Annotated in this window: 16 protein-coding genes; 10 read left to right on the top strand and 6 right to left on the bottom strand. The window is 66.1% G+C overall.

Features of this window, described 5'->3' with window-relative positions; genetic code table 11:
* Positions 1-453 precede the first annotated feature (453 nt).
* From BLR66_RS15025 to fabG, 6 genes are all read left to right on the top strand, one after another.
* Positions 454-747 (top strand): ApeI family dehydratase, encoded by a 294-nt coding sequence (locus tag BLR66_RS15025; protein ID WP_093288818.1) that lies wholly within the window; start codon positions 454-456, stop codon positions 745-747.
* Positions 744-1,751, top strand: a complete 1,008-nt coding sequence (locus BLR66_RS15020; protein ID WP_093288815.1) for an LpxL/LpxP family acyltransferase — start codon at positions 744-746, stop codon at positions 1,749-1,751. The genes BLR66_RS15025 and BLR66_RS15020 overlap by 4 nt, the downstream gene beginning before the upstream one ends.
* Entirely contained in the window at positions 1,696-2,355 is a 660-nt protein-coding gene (locus BLR66_RS15015; protein WP_176943903.1) for a LolA-related protein, read from the top strand. Before BLR66_RS15020 ends, BLR66_RS15015 begins: the two co-directional genes overlap by 56 nt.
* On the top strand, positions 2,355-4,694 hold the full coding sequence (locus BLR66_RS15010) for an MMPL family transporter (protein ID WP_093289886.1): 2,340 nt from the start codon (positions 2,355-2,357) through the stop codon (positions 4,692-4,694). The genes BLR66_RS15015 and BLR66_RS15010 overlap by 1 nt, the downstream gene beginning before the upstream one ends.
* Entirely contained in the window at positions 4,681-5,109 is a 429-nt protein-coding gene (locus BLR66_RS15005) for a hotdog family protein (RefSeq protein WP_093288812.1), read from the top strand. Before BLR66_RS15010 ends, BLR66_RS15005 begins: the two co-directional genes overlap by 14 nt.
* A gap of 132 nt (positions 5,110-5,241) precedes the next feature.
* Positions 5,242-5,976: a 3-oxoacyl-ACP reductase FabG gene (fabG, locus tag BLR66_RS15000; RefSeq protein ID WP_093288809.1), complete on the top strand. Its 735-nt coding sequence runs from the start codon at positions 5,242-5,244 to the stop codon at positions 5,974-5,976.
* Positions 5,977-6,067: 91 nt separating this feature from the next.
* Here fabG and BLR66_RS14995 read toward each other — a convergent pair whose 3' ends face one another.
* Genes BLR66_RS14995 through BLR66_RS14975 form a run of 5 tightly spaced genes read right to left on the bottom strand, consistent with a single transcriptional unit; the run spans position 6,068 to position 10,878 of the window.
* Entirely contained in the window at positions 6,068-6,355 is a 288-nt protein-coding gene (locus BLR66_RS14995; protein WP_093288806.1) for a GIY-YIG nuclease family protein, read from the bottom strand.
* 60 nt (positions 6,356-6,415) lie between these two features.
* On the bottom strand, positions 6,416-8,035 hold the full coding sequence (locus BLR66_RS14990; protein WP_093288803.1) for an NAD(P)/FAD-dependent oxidoreductase: 1,620 nt from the start codon (positions 8,033-8,035) through the stop codon (positions 6,416-6,418).
* Positions 8,032-8,859 (bottom strand): glycosyltransferase family 2 protein, encoded by an 828-nt coding sequence (locus BLR66_RS14985; RefSeq protein WP_093288800.1) that lies wholly within the window; start codon positions 8,857-8,859, stop codon positions 8,032-8,034. The genes BLR66_RS14990 and BLR66_RS14985 overlap by 4 nt, the downstream gene beginning before the upstream one ends.
* Positions 8,852-9,664: a beta-ketoacyl synthase chain length factor gene (locus BLR66_RS14980; protein ID WP_093289885.1), complete on the bottom strand. Its 813-nt coding sequence runs from the start codon at positions 9,662-9,664 to the stop codon at positions 8,852-8,854. Before BLR66_RS14980 ends, BLR66_RS14985 begins: the two co-directional genes overlap by 8 nt.
* Before the next feature lie 11 nt (positions 9,665-9,675).
* On the bottom strand, positions 9,676-10,878 hold the full coding sequence (locus tag BLR66_RS14975) for a beta-ketoacyl-[acyl-carrier-protein] synthase family protein (RefSeq protein ID WP_093288796.1): 1,203 nt from the start codon (positions 10,876-10,878) through the stop codon (positions 9,676-9,678).
* A gap of 281 nt (positions 10,879-11,159) precedes the next feature.
* Here BLR66_RS14975 and BLR66_RS14970 point away from each other — a divergent pair, with 281 nt between their 5' ends.
* Together BLR66_RS14970 and BLR66_RS14965 are read left to right on the top strand one after the other, a co-directional pair.
* Positions 11,160-11,432: a YcgL domain-containing protein gene (locus BLR66_RS14970; protein WP_093288794.1), complete on the top strand. Its 273-nt coding sequence runs from the start codon at positions 11,160-11,162 to the stop codon at positions 11,430-11,432.
* Positions 11,433-11,481: 49 nt separating this feature from the next.
* Positions 11,482-14,727, top strand: a complete 3,246-nt coding sequence (locus BLR66_RS14965) for an ankyrin repeat domain-containing protein (RefSeq protein WP_093289884.1) — start codon at positions 11,482-11,484, stop codon at positions 14,725-14,727.
* 144 nt (positions 14,728-14,871) lie between these two features.
* Here the strand turns inward: BLR66_RS14965 and BLR66_RS14960 are convergent, their stop codons facing one another.
* Complete coding sequence (locus BLR66_RS14960) at positions 14,872-16,689, bottom strand: monovalent cation:proton antiporter-2 (CPA2) family protein (RefSeq protein WP_093288792.1); 1,818 nt, start codon at positions 16,687-16,689, stop codon at positions 14,872-14,874.
* Between the two features lie 127 nt (positions 16,690-16,816).
* On the opposite strand from BLR66_RS14960, the gene BLR66_RS14955 reads away from it, so the two are divergent.
* Together BLR66_RS14955 and BLR66_RS14950 are read left to right on the top strand one after the other, a co-directional pair.
* Positions 16,817-17,665, top strand: coding sequence for an energy transducer TonB (locus tag BLR66_RS14955; RefSeq protein ID WP_093288790.1), 849 nt, complete (start codon positions 16,817-16,819; stop codon positions 17,663-17,665).
* 127 nt (positions 17,666-17,792) lie between these two features.
* Positions 17,793-18,656 (top strand): energy transducer TonB, encoded by an 864-nt coding sequence (locus tag BLR66_RS14950; RefSeq protein WP_093288788.1) that lies wholly within the window; start codon positions 17,793-17,795, stop codon positions 18,654-18,656.
* The last annotated feature ends 15 nt before the right edge of the window (positions 18,657-18,671 follow it).

Here is an 18,671-nt window from a genome sequence, read left to right as displayed (position 1 = left end):
CAAATGAGGCGGGACAAACCCCGCAGGGGCGGCGCACAAGGATGTGCGCCGTTTCCGGAGGCGCAGGAGGCGCCTTCCGGAAATTCCCGGCTCATTTGCGAACCCAGCGGCTTCATCGCTGGGCGCGCCGTAGGGCGGCTTTCTTTTGGTTACTTTTCTTTGCCGTGCAAAGAAAAGTGACTCGCGCAACGCGCGAAACGCTTTTTGCTTCGAGGCAAAAGCAAAGATCAAGAGCACCCCTCCTCAATCCTCCCCTGCGCTGCGCGCAAGGGAGGAGGCAAAAGCACGAGCAAAAGCTAGGGCCATAGCAAGATCAAAATGGATCCCAGCGTTCGCTGGGATGACGGTCGGAGGGTATGCGGACAGTAATTCTCCTGACGAGCCGGCAAATGCGGTGCGTTCACCCAAGCCTCCGGTATCCTTGTGTGCAGGGGACAGTCAGGAAAATGCGGTATGCGGTTCATCATTCCAGCGGATCACCCGAGCTTGCCGGGGCATTTTCCCGGTCGGCCGATTGTCCCGGGCGTGGTTCTTCTGGACCGGGTGATCGAGGCCATCGAATCCGATTGCGGGCCGCTGCCGCCATTGCGTTTGCCACAAGTGAAATTCCTCAAACCCTTGCTGCCCGGCCAATCCGCTTCGGTGGAGTTGTCGGGCGAAGCGCCGCGCTGGCGTTTCCGGGTGTTGTGCGGTCCGGAAGTGCTGGCCAGCGGCGAGATCGTGGCCGAAGCGCAGGCCACGGCATGAGCGCCAACTGGAAACAGCGTCCGGAAGGCGGAGGGCGTTTCGCCATCTGGCTGATCCGCAGCATCGCGCGCTACGGCGGGCGCAGCGTCGCCCGCATGTGCCTGTATCCCATCACGCTTTATTTTCTGCTGGTGCGCGGTCCGGAACGGCGCGCCTCGCGTACCTACCTGACGCGTGTGCTGGGCCGCAAGGTGGGGCTGTGGGCGGTGGCCCGGCATATCCATACTTTCGCTGCGACCATCCTGGACCGGGTTTTTCTGCTGGGCGGGCGCTTCGGCGGTTTCGACGTGCGCATCACCGGCCTGCCGGAACTGCATGAGGTACTGGACCGCCGCCAGGGCGTTCTATTGTTCGGTTCTCATCTGGGCAGTTTCGAAGTAATGCGCGTGCTGGCCCAGCAACGCTCCGACTACAAGATCCGGGTGGTATTGGACAAAGCGCACAATCCGGCGATGACGCAGTTGCTGGATGCGTTGAATCCGGAGATCGCCGCCGGCGTGATCGATGCCGGCCAGGACGGGCCGTCGATCGCCATGGCCATCAAGCAGGCCACCGACGAAGGCGCGCTGGTCGCGCTGCTGGTGGATCGTGCGCGCGCCGGCGAGCCCGCATTGAATACGCGGTTCCTGGGTCGCGAAGCGCCCTTCCCGACGGCGCCCTGGTTGATCGCCTCGGCGCTCAAGGTGCCGGTGGTGCTGGCTTTCGGGCTGTATCTGGATGGCTGCCGCTACCACCTGGCGTTCGAGCGTTTCAGCGACGGCATCGCCGTTCCGCGTCAGCAGCGCGCCCAGGCGGTGCTCTCGCTCATCCAGCGTTACGCCGCCAGGCTGGAGCATCACGCCCGTGCCGCACCTTACAACTGGTTCAATTTCTATGATTTCTGGGGTAACCAAGATGAAGCCAGCACGTCGTCCACGGCCGATGCGCCGCGCATCGTGGCGATCGATCATGCCGACGCTGATGCTGCTGTGCAGCGCCGCGTGGCCGTGCGTCGCAGCCCCTGAAGCCGGTGCGGCCGCAGCGGTCGATGCGGACTGGATTCTGCAGAAGCTGGCGCGGCCCGCGCCGGTGCGCACCGCCTTCGTGGAGCTGCGCGGATCGGCGATGCTGAAGGCGCCGCTGCGCATAGAGGGCGAATACCAGCGCCCCGACCAGGACACGCTGGTGCGCGCGGTGCGCTCGCCGTACGTGGAAACCACCACCCTGCGCAACGGCGAGGCGATCATCGCCCGCGCCGGCAAGACGCCGCGCAAGTTCGCGCTGTCGCGGGTGCCGGAACTTGCGGGTTTGCAGGCCAGTTTCGGCGCGTTGCTTTCGGGCGACCGCGCTTTGCTGGAAAAGCACTATCGGCTCACGCCGCAAGGTACGCGCCAGCAATGGACGCTGCTGCTCGCGCCTCTCGACGCGCAGATGAAGAGCAGCGTGCGCGACATCATCCTGTACGGACGCGGCGCCGAGTTGCGCTGCATCGAAACCCGTCCGCTCAAAGGCGACCTGCAACGCACGTTGCTCGCGGGCGCCGCTAACGATGCCGCCAAAGCCGGCTCTGGAAAGGCAAGCTCCGCCGAGGCATTGGCCGCATTGTGCCGCGCGGGCGCCACGCGCTGATGCTGTCGGCGCGCAGCCGCATCGCGCTGGCCCTGCTGTGGCTTGCCGTGCTGGCCCTGGCCGCATGGGCGATCACCCAGCGGCTGCAACTCAGCGGCGACCTGCGCAAGTTCATGCCGGCCGCCGAAACCCCGGCGCAGAAACTGCTGATCGACGAGCTGGGCGAGGGCCCGGGCTCGCGTCTGTTGCTGATGTCGATCTCCGGCGCCGATGCGCCGACCCTGGCCGCGCAATCGCAGGCTTTGCGCAGTGCGCTGGCGGCGCGACCGGAGTTCGCACTGGTCGCCAATGGCGGCGATGCCAGCCTGGATTCCATTCCGGAGCGGCTGCGTCCCTACCGCTACCTGCTGACCGACACTTTCGATACGCGGCCGTTCGATGAAGCGATGCTGCGCGAAGAACTCGATGCGCGCGTGCAGGACCTCGGCTCGCCGGCGGCCTCGCTGATCGAGCCGCTGCTGCCTGCCGACCCCACCCTTGAAACGCTGAAACTGGCCGAGCGCTGGCAACCGGCCAACGCGCCGCAACGCTTGCAAGAAGTCTGGTTCGACCGCGCCGGCGACAAAGCCCTGCTGGTGGCGCAGACGCGGGCGGCGGGTTTCGATCCCACCGGCCAGCAGGCGGCGGTCGACGCCATCCATTCCGGTTTCAAGAAGATCGCCGCCGGCACGCGCAGCGAATTGGTCCTGACCGGCCCGGGTGCGTTCTCGGTGGAGATCGGCGGGCGCACCGCCGCCGAGGCGCAATGGATCGGCATGGTCGATACCATCGGCCTGATCCTGTTGCTGGGAATCGCCTACCGCAGTTGGAAGATGCCGATCCTGGGCGCATTGCCATTGGCCACCGCCGGATTGGCCGGGCTGGGCGCGGTGGCGTTGCTGTTCGACGGCGTGCACGGCATCACCGTCGCTTTCGGTTTCACTCTGATCGGCGTGGTGCAGGATTACCCGATCCACCTCTTCAGCCATCAGCGTCCGGGCATGTCGCCGTGGACCAACGCGCGTTCGTTGTGGCCGACGCTGGCCACCGGCGTAGCCTCCACTTGCATCGCCTACGTCACTTTTCTGTTCTCCGGCGTGGACGGGTTGAAACAGTTGGCGGTATTCACCATTGCCGGGCTGGGCGCTGCCGCGATCAGTACGCGTTTCCTGCTTCCTGCGCTGATAGACCCCGCACCGCGCGACTTCGCCGATTCGCGGGCGCTGGCGAAAATGTGGCGGGGCATCGCGCGTTTGCCGCGACCGAAGGGGTCGCTGGCAATGCTGGCCCTGGTCGCGCTGTGCATCATCGCGTTCGCGCCCGGCGTGTTCTGGCAGAACGACCTATCCAAACTCACGCCAGTGCCCGCCGATGCGCTGGCGCAGGATGCGGTGCTGCGCGACGAGCTGGGCGCGCCGGATGTGCGCTACGTGCTGACGGTTGAGGGAAAGACCGAAGACCAGGTGCTGCAGGCCTCGGAACGTTTGCGTCCGGCGCTGGATCGGCTGGTGGTCGACGGTGCGCTGGCCGGTTACGACCTGGCTGCGCGCTACCTGCCCAGCGCGCAAGTGCAGCATGCGCGCCAGCAGGCGTTGCCTGCGCGCGATCGCCTTCAAGCCATGCTGGCAACGGTGTTGGAGGATTCGCCCTTCAACGCGGATGCGTTCGATCCCTTCGTCGCCGACATCGAGGCCGCCAAGCGCGCGCCCGCGCTTTCCCAGGCCGACCTGCAGGGCACGCCGCTGGCGGCGAGCGTTGCCGGGTTGCTGCTGTCCGGCAGCGATCACGTCACCGCGCTGGTGTCGTTGAACGGCCTGCAGGATCCTGCCGCGGTCGCGACAACGGCAGCGGCCAACGGCGCGCGATTGCTGGACTTGAAGGAAGCCTCCGAATCGCTGGTGGCCGCCTACCGTGGCCGCGTGCTGGCGGCGCTGGCCGTCGCCGCGCTGTTGCTCACGGCCACGGTGTGGATCGCGTTGCGCCAGCCGCGGCGCGTGCTGCGGGTGTTGTTGCCGATGGCGCTGACGACCCTGCTGATCCTGGCCGTGTTGCGTGGCCTGGGAGTCGAGTTGAATCTGTTCCATCTGGTTGCATTGATTCTCGCCGCCGGCCTGGGCCTGGACTACGCCCTGTTTTTCGACCATGCCGGCGACGACCGCGCCGATCAGCTGCGCACTTTGCACGCGTTGATCGTGTGCAGTCTGATGACGTTGCTGGTGTTCAGTCTGCTCGCGTTGTCCTCCATCCCCGTGCTGCGCGCGATCGGCAGCACCGTGGCCATCGGGGTGTTCGCCAATTTCGTGCTGGCGCTGCTGGTGTCGCGGCAGCCGGTGCAGGAGAACCCCGATGTTGCCGCGTGAGCAGATCGAAGCGATGATTCCGCACAAGGGCAGCATGTGCCTGTGGGACCAGGTGGTGGAGTGGGACGCGCATCGGATCGTCCTGCGCGCCAGCAACCATCGTGATGTTGCGCACCCGCTGCGGTCCGGCGACAAACTGCGCGCCGTGCATCTGTGCGAATACGGCGCCCAAGCCATGGCCGTGCACGGCGGGCTGCGCGCGCGTGCGCGCGGCGGCGATGCGGGTCCAGGTCTGCTGGTCGCCTTGCGTGGCGTACGGCTGCACGTGTCCTACATCGACCAGTTGCCCGGCGTGCTCGAGTGCGAAGCCGAGGTGCTGGCCGAAGGCGAGGGCAGTCAGCAGTATGCGTTCCGCATCCACCATGGGGACCATCTTCTTGTCGAAGGCCGCGCCGCAGTCATGCTTCAGCTGTAGGAGCTGCGTAAGCTGCGACCGTGGTCTTTCCGATCGCATGCGTGCGCGACCCGGTTCTTACGGTCGCAGCTTACGCAGCTCCTACAAAAACGTGGGAGCGCAGCTGTTCAACGAACGAAGGGAGAATCCGAGATGCAACAGGAAACCATGAAGCGCGCGCTGGTCACCGGCGGTAGCGGCGACCTTGGCGGCGCCATCAGCAAGCGGCTCGCTGCGGACGGGTTGCATGTCATCGTCCACGCCAACGGCAATCTTGCGCGCGCCGAGACGGTGGTCGCGGAGATCCGCGCGGCTGGCGGCAGCGCGGATGCCGTCGCCTTCGATGTAGCCGATGGCGATGCGACGCGCATGGCTATCGACGCGCTGTTGCAGAGCGGCCCCATCCAGGTGATCGTCAACAACGCCGGCATCCATGACGACGCCCCGATGGCCGGCATGTCCGAAGCGCAGTGGAAGCGGGTGATCGACGTCTCGCTACATGGTTTTTTCCATGTCACCCAGCCGTTGCTGCTGCCGATGGCGCGTACGCGCTGGGGGCGCATCGTCAGCGTGTCCTCGGTCGCCGCGGTGCTGGGCAACCGCGGCCAGACCAACTACGCCGCCGCCAAGGCCGCCCTGCATGGCGCATCGAAATCGCTGGCGCGCGAGATGGCCGCGCGCAACATCACCGTCAACGTGGTGGCGCCCGGGGTGATCGAAGGCAGCATGGCGGGCGATGCTTTTCCGCCTGAGGTGGTAAAGCAGATAGTGCCGGCGGGGCGGGTGGGCAAGCCGGAAGAGGTTGCGGCGCTGGTGGGATTCTTGTGCGGGGAACAGGCGGCGTATATCAATGGGCAGGTGATTGGGGTCAATGGAGGGATGGGTTAGCCAAAAAATATTCCGGGCCCGTTTTCTTCCGGTCGTCATCCCGGCGGATGCCGGGATCCATCCCTAAGTGAAGGAGTGTTTCCGAAGGTCATCAAAACAGCCGCGGAAACAGGTCCGACCAGTGAGGATTGCAAGCTTCTATCAGCGCGATCTTATGGGCACGTTTCCATTCCTTTATCGACTTTTCCCGCGCTATCGCTTCGGGCATGGTGGCGTGGTGTTCGAACCAGACCAATCTATGCACGCGATACTTTTTTATGAAGCCGTCGACGATGCCTTCGCGGTGTTGTGAAACGCGCCGGAGCAGATCGGAAGTGACGCCCGTGTACAGCGTCCCGTAGTGGCGGCTGGCAAGCAGGTATACGCAGGGTTGCTTCATGGACTTCCTTGTCCTGATGGATGGATCCCGGCATGCGCCGGGATGACGGCACTATTTTAACTAGGCGGCGTCGGCATACCAGAACGAGGCCAGCGAAATCTCCGCACTTTCGGAACCCGCAAGCAACTCATCCAACCCATACCCATCGATCTGTCCATGTTCGGCCCTGGCCCGCCCCAGTATCTCCCGCGCCAGCCACTCCATCCGCGCCACGTTGTCGCCTATGCGTTGCATAAACGCGGCATCGTCCAGTTCATCCAGCAGCGCCCGATTCATTTCATGGAACCAGTCGACCTCGTACTGGTTGAGGAAGCGGTCGTCCGGGCGCAGCGGCGCGCTATTGCGCCGACCCCATTCGCGCAGCAGCGCCTGCATCGACAGGTTCAGCTGGCGGCCACGCAGGAATTGCGGCCGTAGTTTGCCTATCAGCGAAATCTCGGTAAGCCGCTGGCCGAAGAACAACGGCGCCAGCAACGCCCAGTAGTAGGTGTAGTCCCAGATCACCTTGACCGGCATCACCTGCGCATCGCCGAACAGCGGATACTGATCCTGGTACAACGTCAACGTATTTTCGTAGAACGAGAAGTACATCTGCTGGTAGATCTCGGCATAGGGCGCGAACGACCGGCCGGCGCGGTCCTTGCCGATCAGATCGCAAATGAAGGTGTTGCTCATGGCGATGAAATCGCTGCCCGGCGAATAGAACGGATCCAGAAATAGGCCCGCCTCGCCGGTCAGCGCCCAGCGGTCGCCGCTGAACACCTGTTTGCAGCCATAGGAAAAGTGGCGCAGGAACAGGAAGTCCTGCAGCCGGTGTTCGGGCTTTTCCAGAGAACGCGCCACCTGCGGCTGGTGCTCATGCAGCCAGGCCATCGCCTTGTCGAAGGTGTTCATGGTTACCAGCGGGTGCATCTTCGCGTCGCAGACGATGCCCAGGGAATGCGCGCCCGAGGCCAGCGGAATCAGCCAGAACCAGTAACCAGGTCCGCACATGTGGTTGGTCGAGCGCCAGCGGTCCGGCGGCGCGCAACGCGCCAGCCACTGCGGGTCGTCGGACCATTGGTCGGGATCGACGAAACCGTCCACCCGCCACCACACCGCATTGGCGTCATGGTCGTTGGATTGCTCAAGCCCACGCTTGCGTTTGATCAGTCCTGCGCGGCCTGCCGCATCGACCACCCAGCGCGCGCTCAAGATCGCCTGCGCTCCTGCGTGATCGAACGTCACCGCATGCGGCTGGTCTTTCTCGTCCAGCTCGATTCCGCGTACCACTGCGCCATCGCGGAAATCCACGCCGAGCGCACGTGCCTGTTCGCCGAGAAAATTTTCGAAACGCCCGCGGTCGAGCTGCCAGGAGGGCGCGGGCAGCAGTTCGCTTACGCCCAGCTCGGTGCAGCGGTCGATGTCGTTGCGGCCTTCGGAAAAGAAGAACCGGAAGCCGAACTTGCGTATCTGTTCGTTCTCCAGGTGCTCGCGGAAACCGAGCACATTGGCGAAGTAGTGCGCCCCGATCTCCACCGTCGATTCGCCGACTTTGAATGCGGCCTCGCGCACCGGATGCGCGCGCCGCTCCAGCACGGTGACGCCGATCGCCGGCTCGCGCTGCTTCAGCTGTATCGCCAAACTCAATCCCGCCAGTCCGCCACCCAGTATCACGACATCGGTGGCGGTGGAGTTCATGCGGGTTTCCTGACCTCGGAGGTGACCGGTGGAGCACCGAATTCCCCGCTGGGATCGTCGATGATCGGCGGGTTGGCCTGGATGCTGCGGTAGACCGCGGGGATGCCGCCGTAGCGCAGCGCCTGCCTCACGATGTGGCTGGTGATGCGGTAAAGATCGGTGAGCGGCCGGAAGTGGCTGGGCCGGAATTGCTCCTCGCTGCCGGCGCGGCGGTAGCGCGATTCGATCGGCACCGACACGCAACGCGTACCCAAGGTGCGCGCCGCGGAAATAACGATCTGCGCTTCGAATACGAAATTCTCGCCAGGGATGTCGTCCAGCGCCAGCACTTCGGCCGGATAGAAACGCTGGCCGCTCTGGCTGTCGGCTACCTGATAACCGGTGCCCCAGGCGATGCCCCAGTCGCCGAACTCGTTGGCCAGCCGGCGATAGGTCGGCTGCGAGGCGCGTTTGCGCAGGCGCGCGCCGATCACGATGCAGCCGGGATGGCGATTGGCTGCGTCCAGCAAGCGCGGCAAGTCGCTGGCCGAGTGCTGGCCGTCGCCATCCATGGTCAGCACGCCCTTGAAGCCGCGCCGCCGCGCTTCGCCGAAGCCATCGCGCAGCGACTGTCCCTTGCCCATGCGTTGCTCGTGCCGCAGCACGATCACCGGCAGGTCGGCGATGCATTGGCCGGTGCCGTCGGTGGAGCCGTCGTCGACCACGATCACGTTAGGGCACTGCGCCAGCGCGCCTTCCACTACTTCGCGGATACGCAGCGATTCGTTCAATGCCGGAATCAGCACCGCGACCTGGTTGCGTTCGAGCCGATGCGACTCAGTCATAAGCGATCTCCATCTCCAGAATCTTCCCTGATCCGGCCGTTATCGCCGCGTGTGGGCGCGACAAGGCCAAGGCTTCGAACAGCGGCAGCATCGGCAGCATGGCGTTGCCGGCGGCCAATCGCGAAAGCGCGCCGTCATTTTCGACGGCACGCTCCGTCGCTTCCCGAATGCCCACACGCAGTCGCGGCATACCAGGCCGCGGATCGGCGACCAGCAGCAGAGCGCCGCCCAGCAGGCCCTGGCTGCGGGAAACCTCGGCCAACGGTCCTGCCGAGGAGCTGTCGTAGCCGACCAGCAATACGGCCTCGGTGCCGGTGGCCAGTTGCGCCAGCGCTTCCAGCAGGCCCTGCGCGAAACTGGCGTCGTAAGCGCTGATGGCCGTGGCCGGGGCCATGGCGCCGGCGCCGATGGTCCAGTAGCCGGCCGCCGCGTTGTGCACCGAGTTGTGGAAGCGGGTGGGCGAAAGGCTATGCGGGTCGCTGGCCAGGGTTTGGCACATGTAGTCGGTGATGGCCAGGTCGCCATGGGTGGAAGCGAACACCGAGGACAGCGTGGCCGGATCGCAGCCTGCGGCGGTGCAGGCGGCCAACGCCACCTCCAGCGCGACCGCCACCGTTTCCGGCGCGCGCCGACGCTCGTTGGGCGCCAGCAGCTGGGGCGAAGGCTTGGCCGGTGCGTCGTCGGGCGGCATGCCATTGGCGGGCGGGCCATCGGCCAGATAGGCGCACGCCGCCGCCCACGAAGGCAGGCCGCGGGTCCAGAAACCGATGCCGGCGATGCCGGCCGAAAGAACCGGCGAGGTCATGCGTGGCTGGATCATGCGCGGCCGAAGACCAGGGACGCGTTGTTGCCGCCGAAGCCGAACGAGTTGTTCATGGCGAAACCGATGCTGCGCCGTGCGTTGTCGAAGCGGATCTGCGGACCGCAGGCCGGGTCGGGAACAACGCTGTTGAGCGTGCCTGGCAGCAATCCGCTTTCCAGCGCCAGCAGCGCGATCACCGATTCGACGATGCCCGCTGCGCCCAGCGTGTGTCCGGTCCAGCCCTTGGTGGAGCTGGCGTGCAGGCGGTCGGGGAACATGCCGGCGACCGCGCGGGCTTCGACCGAGTCGTTCGCGGGCGTAGCGGTGCCATGCAGGTTGAGGTAATCCACTTCGCCGGCGCCGATGCCGGCGCGCGCCAGCGCATCGCGCATGGCCAGTTGCGCGCCCAGCCCTTCGGGATGCGGTGCGGACATGTGGTGGGCGTCGCTGGATTCGCCGTAGCCGCGCAGTCGCAGGCCTTCGGTTTCCCCTTTCGCCGGACGCTCCAGCACCGCGAAACCGCCGGCTTCGCCGAGCGACAGGCCGATCCGGTTCGCATCGAAGGGCCTGCACGGTTCAGGCGATACCAGCTGCAAGGCGTTGAAGCCGAACAGCACGCTGCCGCACAAGGTATCCACGCCGCCGACCAGGGCCGCATCGGCCAGGCCGGCCTGGATCAGTCGCGCGGCCTGGGCGAACACCTTGGCGCTGGAGGAACAGGCGGTCGCCACGGTGATGCACGGACCGCGCAAGCCGGTGGCGTGGCGCACGAAATCTCCGAGCGAATGCGGCGTGTGCACCATTGGCCGATTCAGGTCGGCCGGAAAATGGCTGCTTTCACCCGGCAATCCGCCCGACAGCCGCGTATAGGCTTCTTCGGTGGCGCCGATGCTGGAAGTGGAGGTTCCCACCACCAACGCCACGCGGTCGGCGCCATGACGCGCGACCGCTTCGGCGACCGCTTCGAGCAGCCCATCCTGTTGCAGCGCCAGCCACGCCAACCGGTTGTTGCGGCATTCCCACTCCGACAGGGCGGACGGCAGCGGCGAGTGTTCCAGTCCGTCCACCCGGCCGATCCAGCAGTTCAGGCGTCCGTCGCCGCCGAAATCGTTGCGGCGTAGTCCGCTGCGGCGGCCATGCAAGGCTTCGGTCTGCGCGTCGCGGCCGCGGCCCAGGGCGGTGGTGGCGGTGTAGGCGGTAATCGCCAGGGCAGGCATGGGTGACAACGGCGATGACTGCACGCGGTATTCCGTGAACTAACGTGGCCGAAGTATAGCCAGTGGCGGCGGCGGGAAAATTCGCACGGCCTTAATGGCGCGCGGCGCCGTGTTCCGGATTCAGCCTTGTGAGACAAACCGCGCCGGGCATTCATTCTTGTCCCGGAAATACCGCTGTTTCGAGCCCTCCCGCACGTTCGCGCGCGCCGTCGCGGGTTTCGCTATGCCCGCGTTTCCTCCACAATCCTCCCACCCCCAAACGCAGGACGCGTCACGCGCGGATGCAAGCCTACGTCTACAAAAGCCAGCGCAAGGCCGACACTTTCGTCTACCTTGCCGCACGCGACGATTTCGAACGCATTCCCGAGTCCCTGCGCACACCGCTGGGCGAGTTGACCTTCGTGCTGGAGGTGGCGCTGACGCCCGGGCGCAAACTGGCGCGGGAAAACAGCGAGACGGTCCGCCAGAATCTGGCCTCGCACGGCTTCCATCTGCAGTTTCCGCCGCGGATATTCGACCTGCAGGACGGCGATGCCGGCCGCGCGAATGGCTAGGAAAGCATCCCTGTCCCGCGCCGCGCCCTGGATCGCCCTGACGCTAGGCATGCTGCTGGCTGCGCTCACCGGGCTCACCACCGATAAGGGCGGCGGCGTGTTCGCCGCCCTGGGCGCGCTGCTGGCGCAACCGGCGCTGGCCCTGGCGGTGTCGTGGCAACGCCAGACCCGCGTCCGTCCTTCCGGTTTCGCTTGGCGCGGCGAGGCGCTGGCGTTGCTGTCGCTGTGGGCGGTGGGTTTTCTCGCCTCCGCACTGCTGGTGGCATGGCCGCTGAGCGCTTTGCGCCAGAGCGGCAGCCTGCCTGCGGCGCTGGGCCTGAGCGCGGTAGTGGGCGCGTTGTTGATCGGGTTGTGGCGGACCTGGCCGCTGTGGCACCTGCTGGAACGCGAGGGCGGTTCGCTTGCCGAACATTGGCGCGGCCTGTCCGAACGCGATATCCATGCCTGGCATGGACTGGGCGTGGCGGCCCTGGTGGCGGTGGCCATCGGCTTTGGCGGCGTACTGGCCTGGCCGGGCCTGGTGCCCGCGCACCTGCGGATGTTTTTTGCGCTGGCCTACGCGCTGCTGCTGCCGGTGCTGCATTGGGCTTTACAGCGCGCCGCCGCCGCCCGGACCCTGCCGGTGCTGGTGATGGCGCCGTCCACGGCCGGCGCAAGCGCCGTTCCCGTCGCCGTATCGCCCGCGGCCGAAGAGGATCTGGATACGGCGCTGTTCGCTGCGGCACGCGCAGGAAGAGTGGAACGCGCATTGGAGCTGCTGGAAGCCGGCGCCAACCCGCGCGCCGTGTCTTCCGACACCCGCGACCAGCGCAGCCTGGCCACGCTGGCGGCGGTGCTGCCCGATCTGCGCCTGTTGCGCGCCCTGATCGGCCGCGGCATCGACCTGAACCAGGCACAGGCGGGCATGACGCCTCTGCTGGCTGCCACCCGCGACAGCTGGCATGGAAGGCCCGATGCGGTGACTACCCTGCTGGCCAACGGGGCCGATCCACGCGCCGCCGACAGCGAAGGCAACACCCCCCTGCACCATGCCGCGCGCAGCTCCGATCCCGGCGTGGCTGCATTGCTGCGCGACGCCGCAGCGGAAATCGACGCGTTGAACGGAGAGGGCATGACCCCGCTGGCGGTGGCTTGCGTTGCCGGCAACTGGCGCCTGGCCAAGTTCCTGCTCGAGCGCGGAGCCAAACCCGAACCGCTTGGCGGACAACCGGTGCTGCTGGCCGCAGCGGCTACCGAGGAAGACGATTCGGCCGGCGTATCGCTGCTGCTCAAGCACAAGGCCAAGATCGACACGCGCGACAGCCGTGGCCGCAGCGCGCTGCACGAAGCGGCCTTCGCCGGCCACGCCGACATCACCGCCGCGCTGCTCGACGCCGGTGCGGATGTGCAAAGCCGCGACCAGGCTGGCCGTACGCCATGGCTGGAAGCGGCGCGTGGCGGCCATGTCTCCGTTTTGGATGTGCTGGCCGAAGCGGGTTCGCTTCCCGGCGACGAGGACAGCGACGGCCGCAACGCCTTGAATCTGGCTTGCGCCGGCGAATCGGTACCCGCAACGCTGGTGCGTCGCTTGCTGGAGCTCGGTGTCGATCCGGACCACGCAGATCGCAATGGCAGGCGCGCGGTCGATCTGGCGGCCGAGGCCGGGCGCTGGGCCATCGTGTCCGCGCTTGATCCCGCCTATGCCTTGCCTGCCGCCGTAGCCGAGAGTGAGGAAGACCAGGCGCCGCCCGATCGCGCGCCTTTGGGCTTGGTCCGCGATGGTCTGCAGGCCGAGCGGCGCGAGGGTCTCGAAGCTCTGGCCAGACTTTGTTCGGCACAGGAACTGGGCACCTTGCTGCACGACCCGGACATCGTCGCTTCGCCCGCGCGCGTCGAATGGTTGCTGCGACAGGGTGCCGATGGCGAAGCGCGCGACAGCCAGGGCGATGTGGCGGTATTCGCACTGCTGGCGCGCGGACCCGAAACGCTGCCGCTGCTGCGGCTGTTGCTGCAGCGTGGCCTGTCGCCCGCCGGTGCCGGCGGCTTGTCCCGCTTTCTGTCGGCTTGTCTGCAGGGCAATCCTTCGGTGCGCGGCGCCGAAGCTTTTGCGCTGGAATTGCTGGAGCGCGGCGCCGATCCTTTCGCCCCGTCGCGCAACGGCGATCCGCCGCTGTCGCTGGCGGTGCGCCTGGGGTGGAGCCGCCTGCTCGATCGCCTGCTGGATCTGGGCCTCAATCGCGAAGCGCGCGATGGCCACGGCATGTCCGCCCTGCACCTGGCCACGGCGCTGGGCCGTGAAGCGCTGCTGAAGCAGTTGATCGCCAAGGGCGCTTCACCGGAGGCGCGCGCCGCCGACGGGCAGACCCCGCTCGGAGTGGCGTTGGCCAGTGGCCGCCGCGATCTTGCCGATTGGCTGGATTGGCGCGGCTGGCCCCTGCCCAAGCGCGCCTTGCGCGCCGCCGACTTGCCCGCCGCGGCGATGGCCGGCGACGCCGACGCGGTACGCCGCCTGCTGGACCTGGGTTTCGCTGTCGACTCGCCCGACGCGCAAGGTTGCACCGCCTTGCTGCGCGCAGCGGGCGGCGGCCATCGCGCCACCGTCGACCTGCTGATCGGCCATGGCGCCGATCCGCAGCACGCCGCCAACACCGGCGCCACGCCGCTGTCGGCAGCGGTCAGCATGCGCCAGGCCGATATCGTCAACGATCTGCTCGCCGCCGGCGCGCAGATCGAACATCGCCTGCCGGGCGGCGTCACCGTATTGATGCTGGCTTCGGCGCTGGGCCTGCCGGATATCGCTGCGCGTTTGCTCACTGCCGGCGCCAACGTCCATGCCAGCGATGCGCAGGGACTGACGCCGCTGCACTGCGCCGCGCTGTTCGGCTTCATCGCACGCGACAAGCCGCGCCTGGTCGCATTGTTCGATACCTTGCTATTGGCTGGTGCCGAACCCGAACAGATCGCCGCCGGCGCGGTCACGCCGCTGCTGCTGTTGCTGGGCGCGCGCGCCGAACCCGGCACTGCCTGCGACGAAGAAGTGGTGCTCGCCGCGCTGGAGCGCCTGCTGGACGAAGAAGTTTCGCTGGACGTGCAGGACCCGCGCGGCTTCGGCCCGCTGCACCTGGCCGCCTTGCACGGATTGTTGCGCGTGGTCCAGCGGTTGCTGCGCACCGGCGCCGATCCCGACCTGCGCGATGCACTCAACCGCACGCCGCGCGAGATCGCGGTGATGCGCGGTTTCGTAGACGTGGCCGCGGAGTTCTCGCCGGCGGTTTCCGGCGCATCGATGGCCAGGTTCCTGCGCGAACCGCGGTAGGGCGGGTCTTGACCCGCCATTGCAGAGGATCAATTCGCATCGGCGGGTAGCGAAACCAGGACGACCTAGCCACGGTTTCGATCATTGTCGGCGTGTGCGGATCGATGGTAATGGCGGGTCAAGACCCGCCCTACATTCCCCGCATCAAGCCTGCTCGGATGACTTGGGTTGCTCCACCGTGTCGCTGTCGCTGACATCGGCCTCGAACAGCTTCTCCAGATCGGCGCGCGCATCGCGTGCGGTCTGCACCACGGCGACATCGTCGTCGTAGATCAGGTGCTGCGCGCGCAGCAGTTTCTCGTCGTGGGTGCGGAAGCGCTTGGTGTGGTCGGCCGCCGTTTCGGGCGGTAATCCCAGTGCGACCAGCACTTTTTCTCCCAGCTCCAGGCTGGTGCCAAAGGTCTCCCTGAAAGCTTCGGCCCCCAGATCCATCAACCGCCACGCATGCCGCCGGTTGCGCGCACGCGCCAGGATCAGCGCCTTCGGATACATGCGCCGGATCAGGCGCGTGGCCTTGATATTGGTTTCGGTATCGTCGACGGCGATCACGAACACCTTGACGTGCTGCGCGCCGGCAGCCCGCAGCAACTCGGGGCGGGTGGGATCGCCGTAATAGATGCGGCTGCCGAAACGGCGCATGTCTTCCACCTGTTCCGGACTGTGTTCCAGCGCCACGAACGGAATGCGCTGCGCCGTCAGCAGGCGCGCCACGATCTGGCCGAAACGGCCCATGCCCGCGATCAGCACCTGTGGCTGCTGCGCATCGATTTCCTCGATCTTGTCGAACTCGGGCTTGACCACCGGCTTCTTCACCCGCGCCAGCAGCTTGGACATGGCGATCAGCAACAGCGGCGTCATCGCCATCGACACACCCACTACCGCCACCAGCCGGTCGCGGGTGGGGTCGTCCAGCAGACCCACGCGCACCGCTTCGCTGAACACCACGAAGGCGAATTCGCCGCCCAGCCACAGTACGCCCGCCAGCATCAGCGCAGCGCGCGGCGCCAGCTTGCCGGGACGCAGGCCGAGCAGGTACAGGATCGAGAATTTCACCGCCAGCAACACCGCCACGCCCGCGGCGATGATCTGCGGCTCGGCGGCCACGCGGTCCAGGTCGATGTCCATGCCGACCGCAATGAAGAACAGGCCCAGCAGCAGTCCCTTGAACGGTTCAATCTGCGATTCCAGCTCGTGCCGGAATTCCGAATCCGATAGGATCACGCCGGCCAGGAAAGCGCCCAGTCCCGCGCTCAATCCCGCCAACTGCATGAACCAGGCGGTGCCCAGCACCACCAGCAGCGCGCTGGCGGTGAACACCTCGGGCATGCGCGTGCGCGCGACCACGCGGAAGATCTGCCGCAGCAGCAAGCGTCCGCCGAACACTACGATGGCAATCGCGCCCACGGCCTGGAACACCATGGTCCAGCTCAGGGTTTCGTTCTTGGCGCCGGCCAGCAGCGGAATCGCGGCCAATAGAGGAATCGCCGCCAGGTCCTGGAACAACAGGATCGCGAAACCGAGGCGGCCGTAATCGGTGGTCAGTTCCTTGCGCTCGGACAACAGCTGCAGGCTTACCGCCGTGGACGACAGCGCCAGGCCCAACCCCACCACCAGCGCGGTCTTCCAGTGCATGTCCATCACGGTCAGAGCCAGGCCACCCAGCGCCACCGCGCTCAGCAGCACCTGCAGGCCGCCCGCGCCGAACACCGGCTTGCGCATCACCTTCAAGCGCTGCGGCGAAAGTTCCAGGCCGATCACGAACAGCATCATCACCACACCGATCTCGGCGGCGTTGAGGATGCGGTCGGCGTCGCTCACCAGGCTCAGCCCGTACGGCCCCAGCACCGCACCGGTCACTAGGTAGGCCAGCACCGCGCCCAGGCCGAATTTCTTGAACAGCGGCACCGCCAGCGTTGCGGCCAGCAGGAAGACCAGGGCAAGTTCCAGACCGCTACCGTGCATGCGCGCACCTCCTTGGCTGCATTATGGGTCACGCCGATGCCAGTGGCCCGATTCCATCAGGCCAAAACGCATTGAAAGGGTTCAGGACCTGCGTTAGCCTGCAGTCCACGGGGAAACGGAGCGGACCATGAAACGCATCATGTTTGGCGCGCTTTTTCTGTTGTTGTCGTTGCCGGCAACGGCTGCGGGGCGGGGCGAGGTACGCAAGACTATCGAAGCCAGCATGTTGGTGACCGGCACCATCCTGGTCGGGCCGGGGGGGAAGGTCGAAGAGTTCGCCATCGATCAACCGGAAAAAATCGAGCGCGGCGTATTGAGCCTGGTGAAAAGCAATATCGACCAGTGGACATTCGAGTCTCCGTTGCTCGATGGCGCGCCAGTTGCGATGCGCAACAAGATGAGTATGCGGGTCATCGGCAACAAGCTGGAGAACGGCGACTTCGCCTTTCGCATGGGCGGCGTGAATTTCTCGCCGTTCAAAGTGGAAGAGGGGACGGAGGTTTCATCGACCAGACTGACCCCGCCGCGCTATCCGGTAGGCGCGGCCCGTGCCGGCGCGGGGGCGACGGTCTACCTGGCGATCAAGGTCGGCAAGGATGGCGAGGTGCAGGATGTGGTTGCAGAGCAGGTCAACCTGCAGTACCTCGCCAACGAAAGCGTCATGGCTCAGGCGCGCAAGGTTTTTACGGACGCTTCGATCAAAGCCGCGGAGCAGTGGAAATTCACGCCACCGGCAAAGGGCGAGGACGTGGATGAATCGTATTGGACGGTACGGGTCCCGGTCGACTACATAATAGGCGGCCGCAAAGCCGGCTATGGCGAATGGGAGGCCTATGTGCCGGGGCCACGGCAGTCGATTCCCTGGGAAGGATTGCGCGATATGCCCAGCTTCTCGCCCGATACGATGGTGGCCGATGGCAGCGTGTACCAAACAGGCAAAGGCCTGCGCCTGCTGACCCCGCTGCAAGGCGGTTGATTGCGGCGATGGGCCCAAGATGGCTCTAGCGCGGATCTAGCGCTCTGCATAACTACGCGGCAATGCTTGGCAAGCTCAGGCTCACCCTCTAGGCTGCCTACTCGACAACTTCGCAAGGAATGGCGTGATGAATCGAATCATGGTGTTGCTGCTGGGATTGCTGCTCTCCCTCGCCAGCCATGCGGCCGGCCCTGGCGCGGTGCGCAAACAGATCGAGTCCAGCATGCTGGTGACCGGGTGGGCATTGATCGCTCCGGGCGGCAGCGTGACCAAGCTGGAAATCGACGAGCAGGAAAAGCTTCCGGCGAGCGTGGTCAAGCTTGTCGAACAAGGCGGCGCGAGCTGGCGTTTCGAGCCGGTGCTGATCGATGGCGTGGCACGCAAAGCCAAGGCGCGGATGAGCCTGCGCGTGGTTGCCAAGAAAATCGATGCCGATCTCTACCAGCTGAGCATCCGTAGCGGCTACTTCGGCGAAGAGGCGCAGACGCCCGAGGAGTACATTGCGCGTCCGGATGCGATCAAGCCGTTGGCGATGAAGCCGCCGTCCTACCCCGAAAACGCGGCGCGCATGGGTGGCCGCGGAACCGTGTACGTGGTGCTGAAGATCGCTCGCGACGGCTCGGTGCAGGAGTCGTTCGCCGAACAGGTCAACCTGCAGGTCATCGGCAGCGAGAACCAGATGGCCAGCATGCGCACGATCTTCTCCAAGGCCGCTTTGAGCGCTGCGAAGAAGTGGACGTTCCAGCCGCCGGTCGCCGGCGGCAGTCCGAACGAGACGGGCTGGGTGGTGCGGGTGCCGGTGGAGTTCCAGTTCTACGGCTATGAGCGTCCCACTTACGGCCAATGGGATTCCTACGTGCCGGGCCCCACCCAGCGGGCACCATGGGACACCAATGCGATCGGCGAGCAGGCGCCGGATGCCATGATTGCGGGCATCTTGTACGACGCCCGCAACAGCTTGCGCCTGTTGACGCCGTTGCAGCCGGGTTGAGTATCCGGCCATGAA

Source organism: Pseudoxanthomonas sp. CF125 (genome assembly GCF_900104085.1).
Taxonomy (GTDB): Bacteria; Pseudomonadota; Gammaproteobacteria; order Xanthomonadales; family Xanthomonadaceae; genus Pseudoxanthomonas_A.
This window is presented reverse-complemented; position numbering and strand designations above follow the sequence as displayed.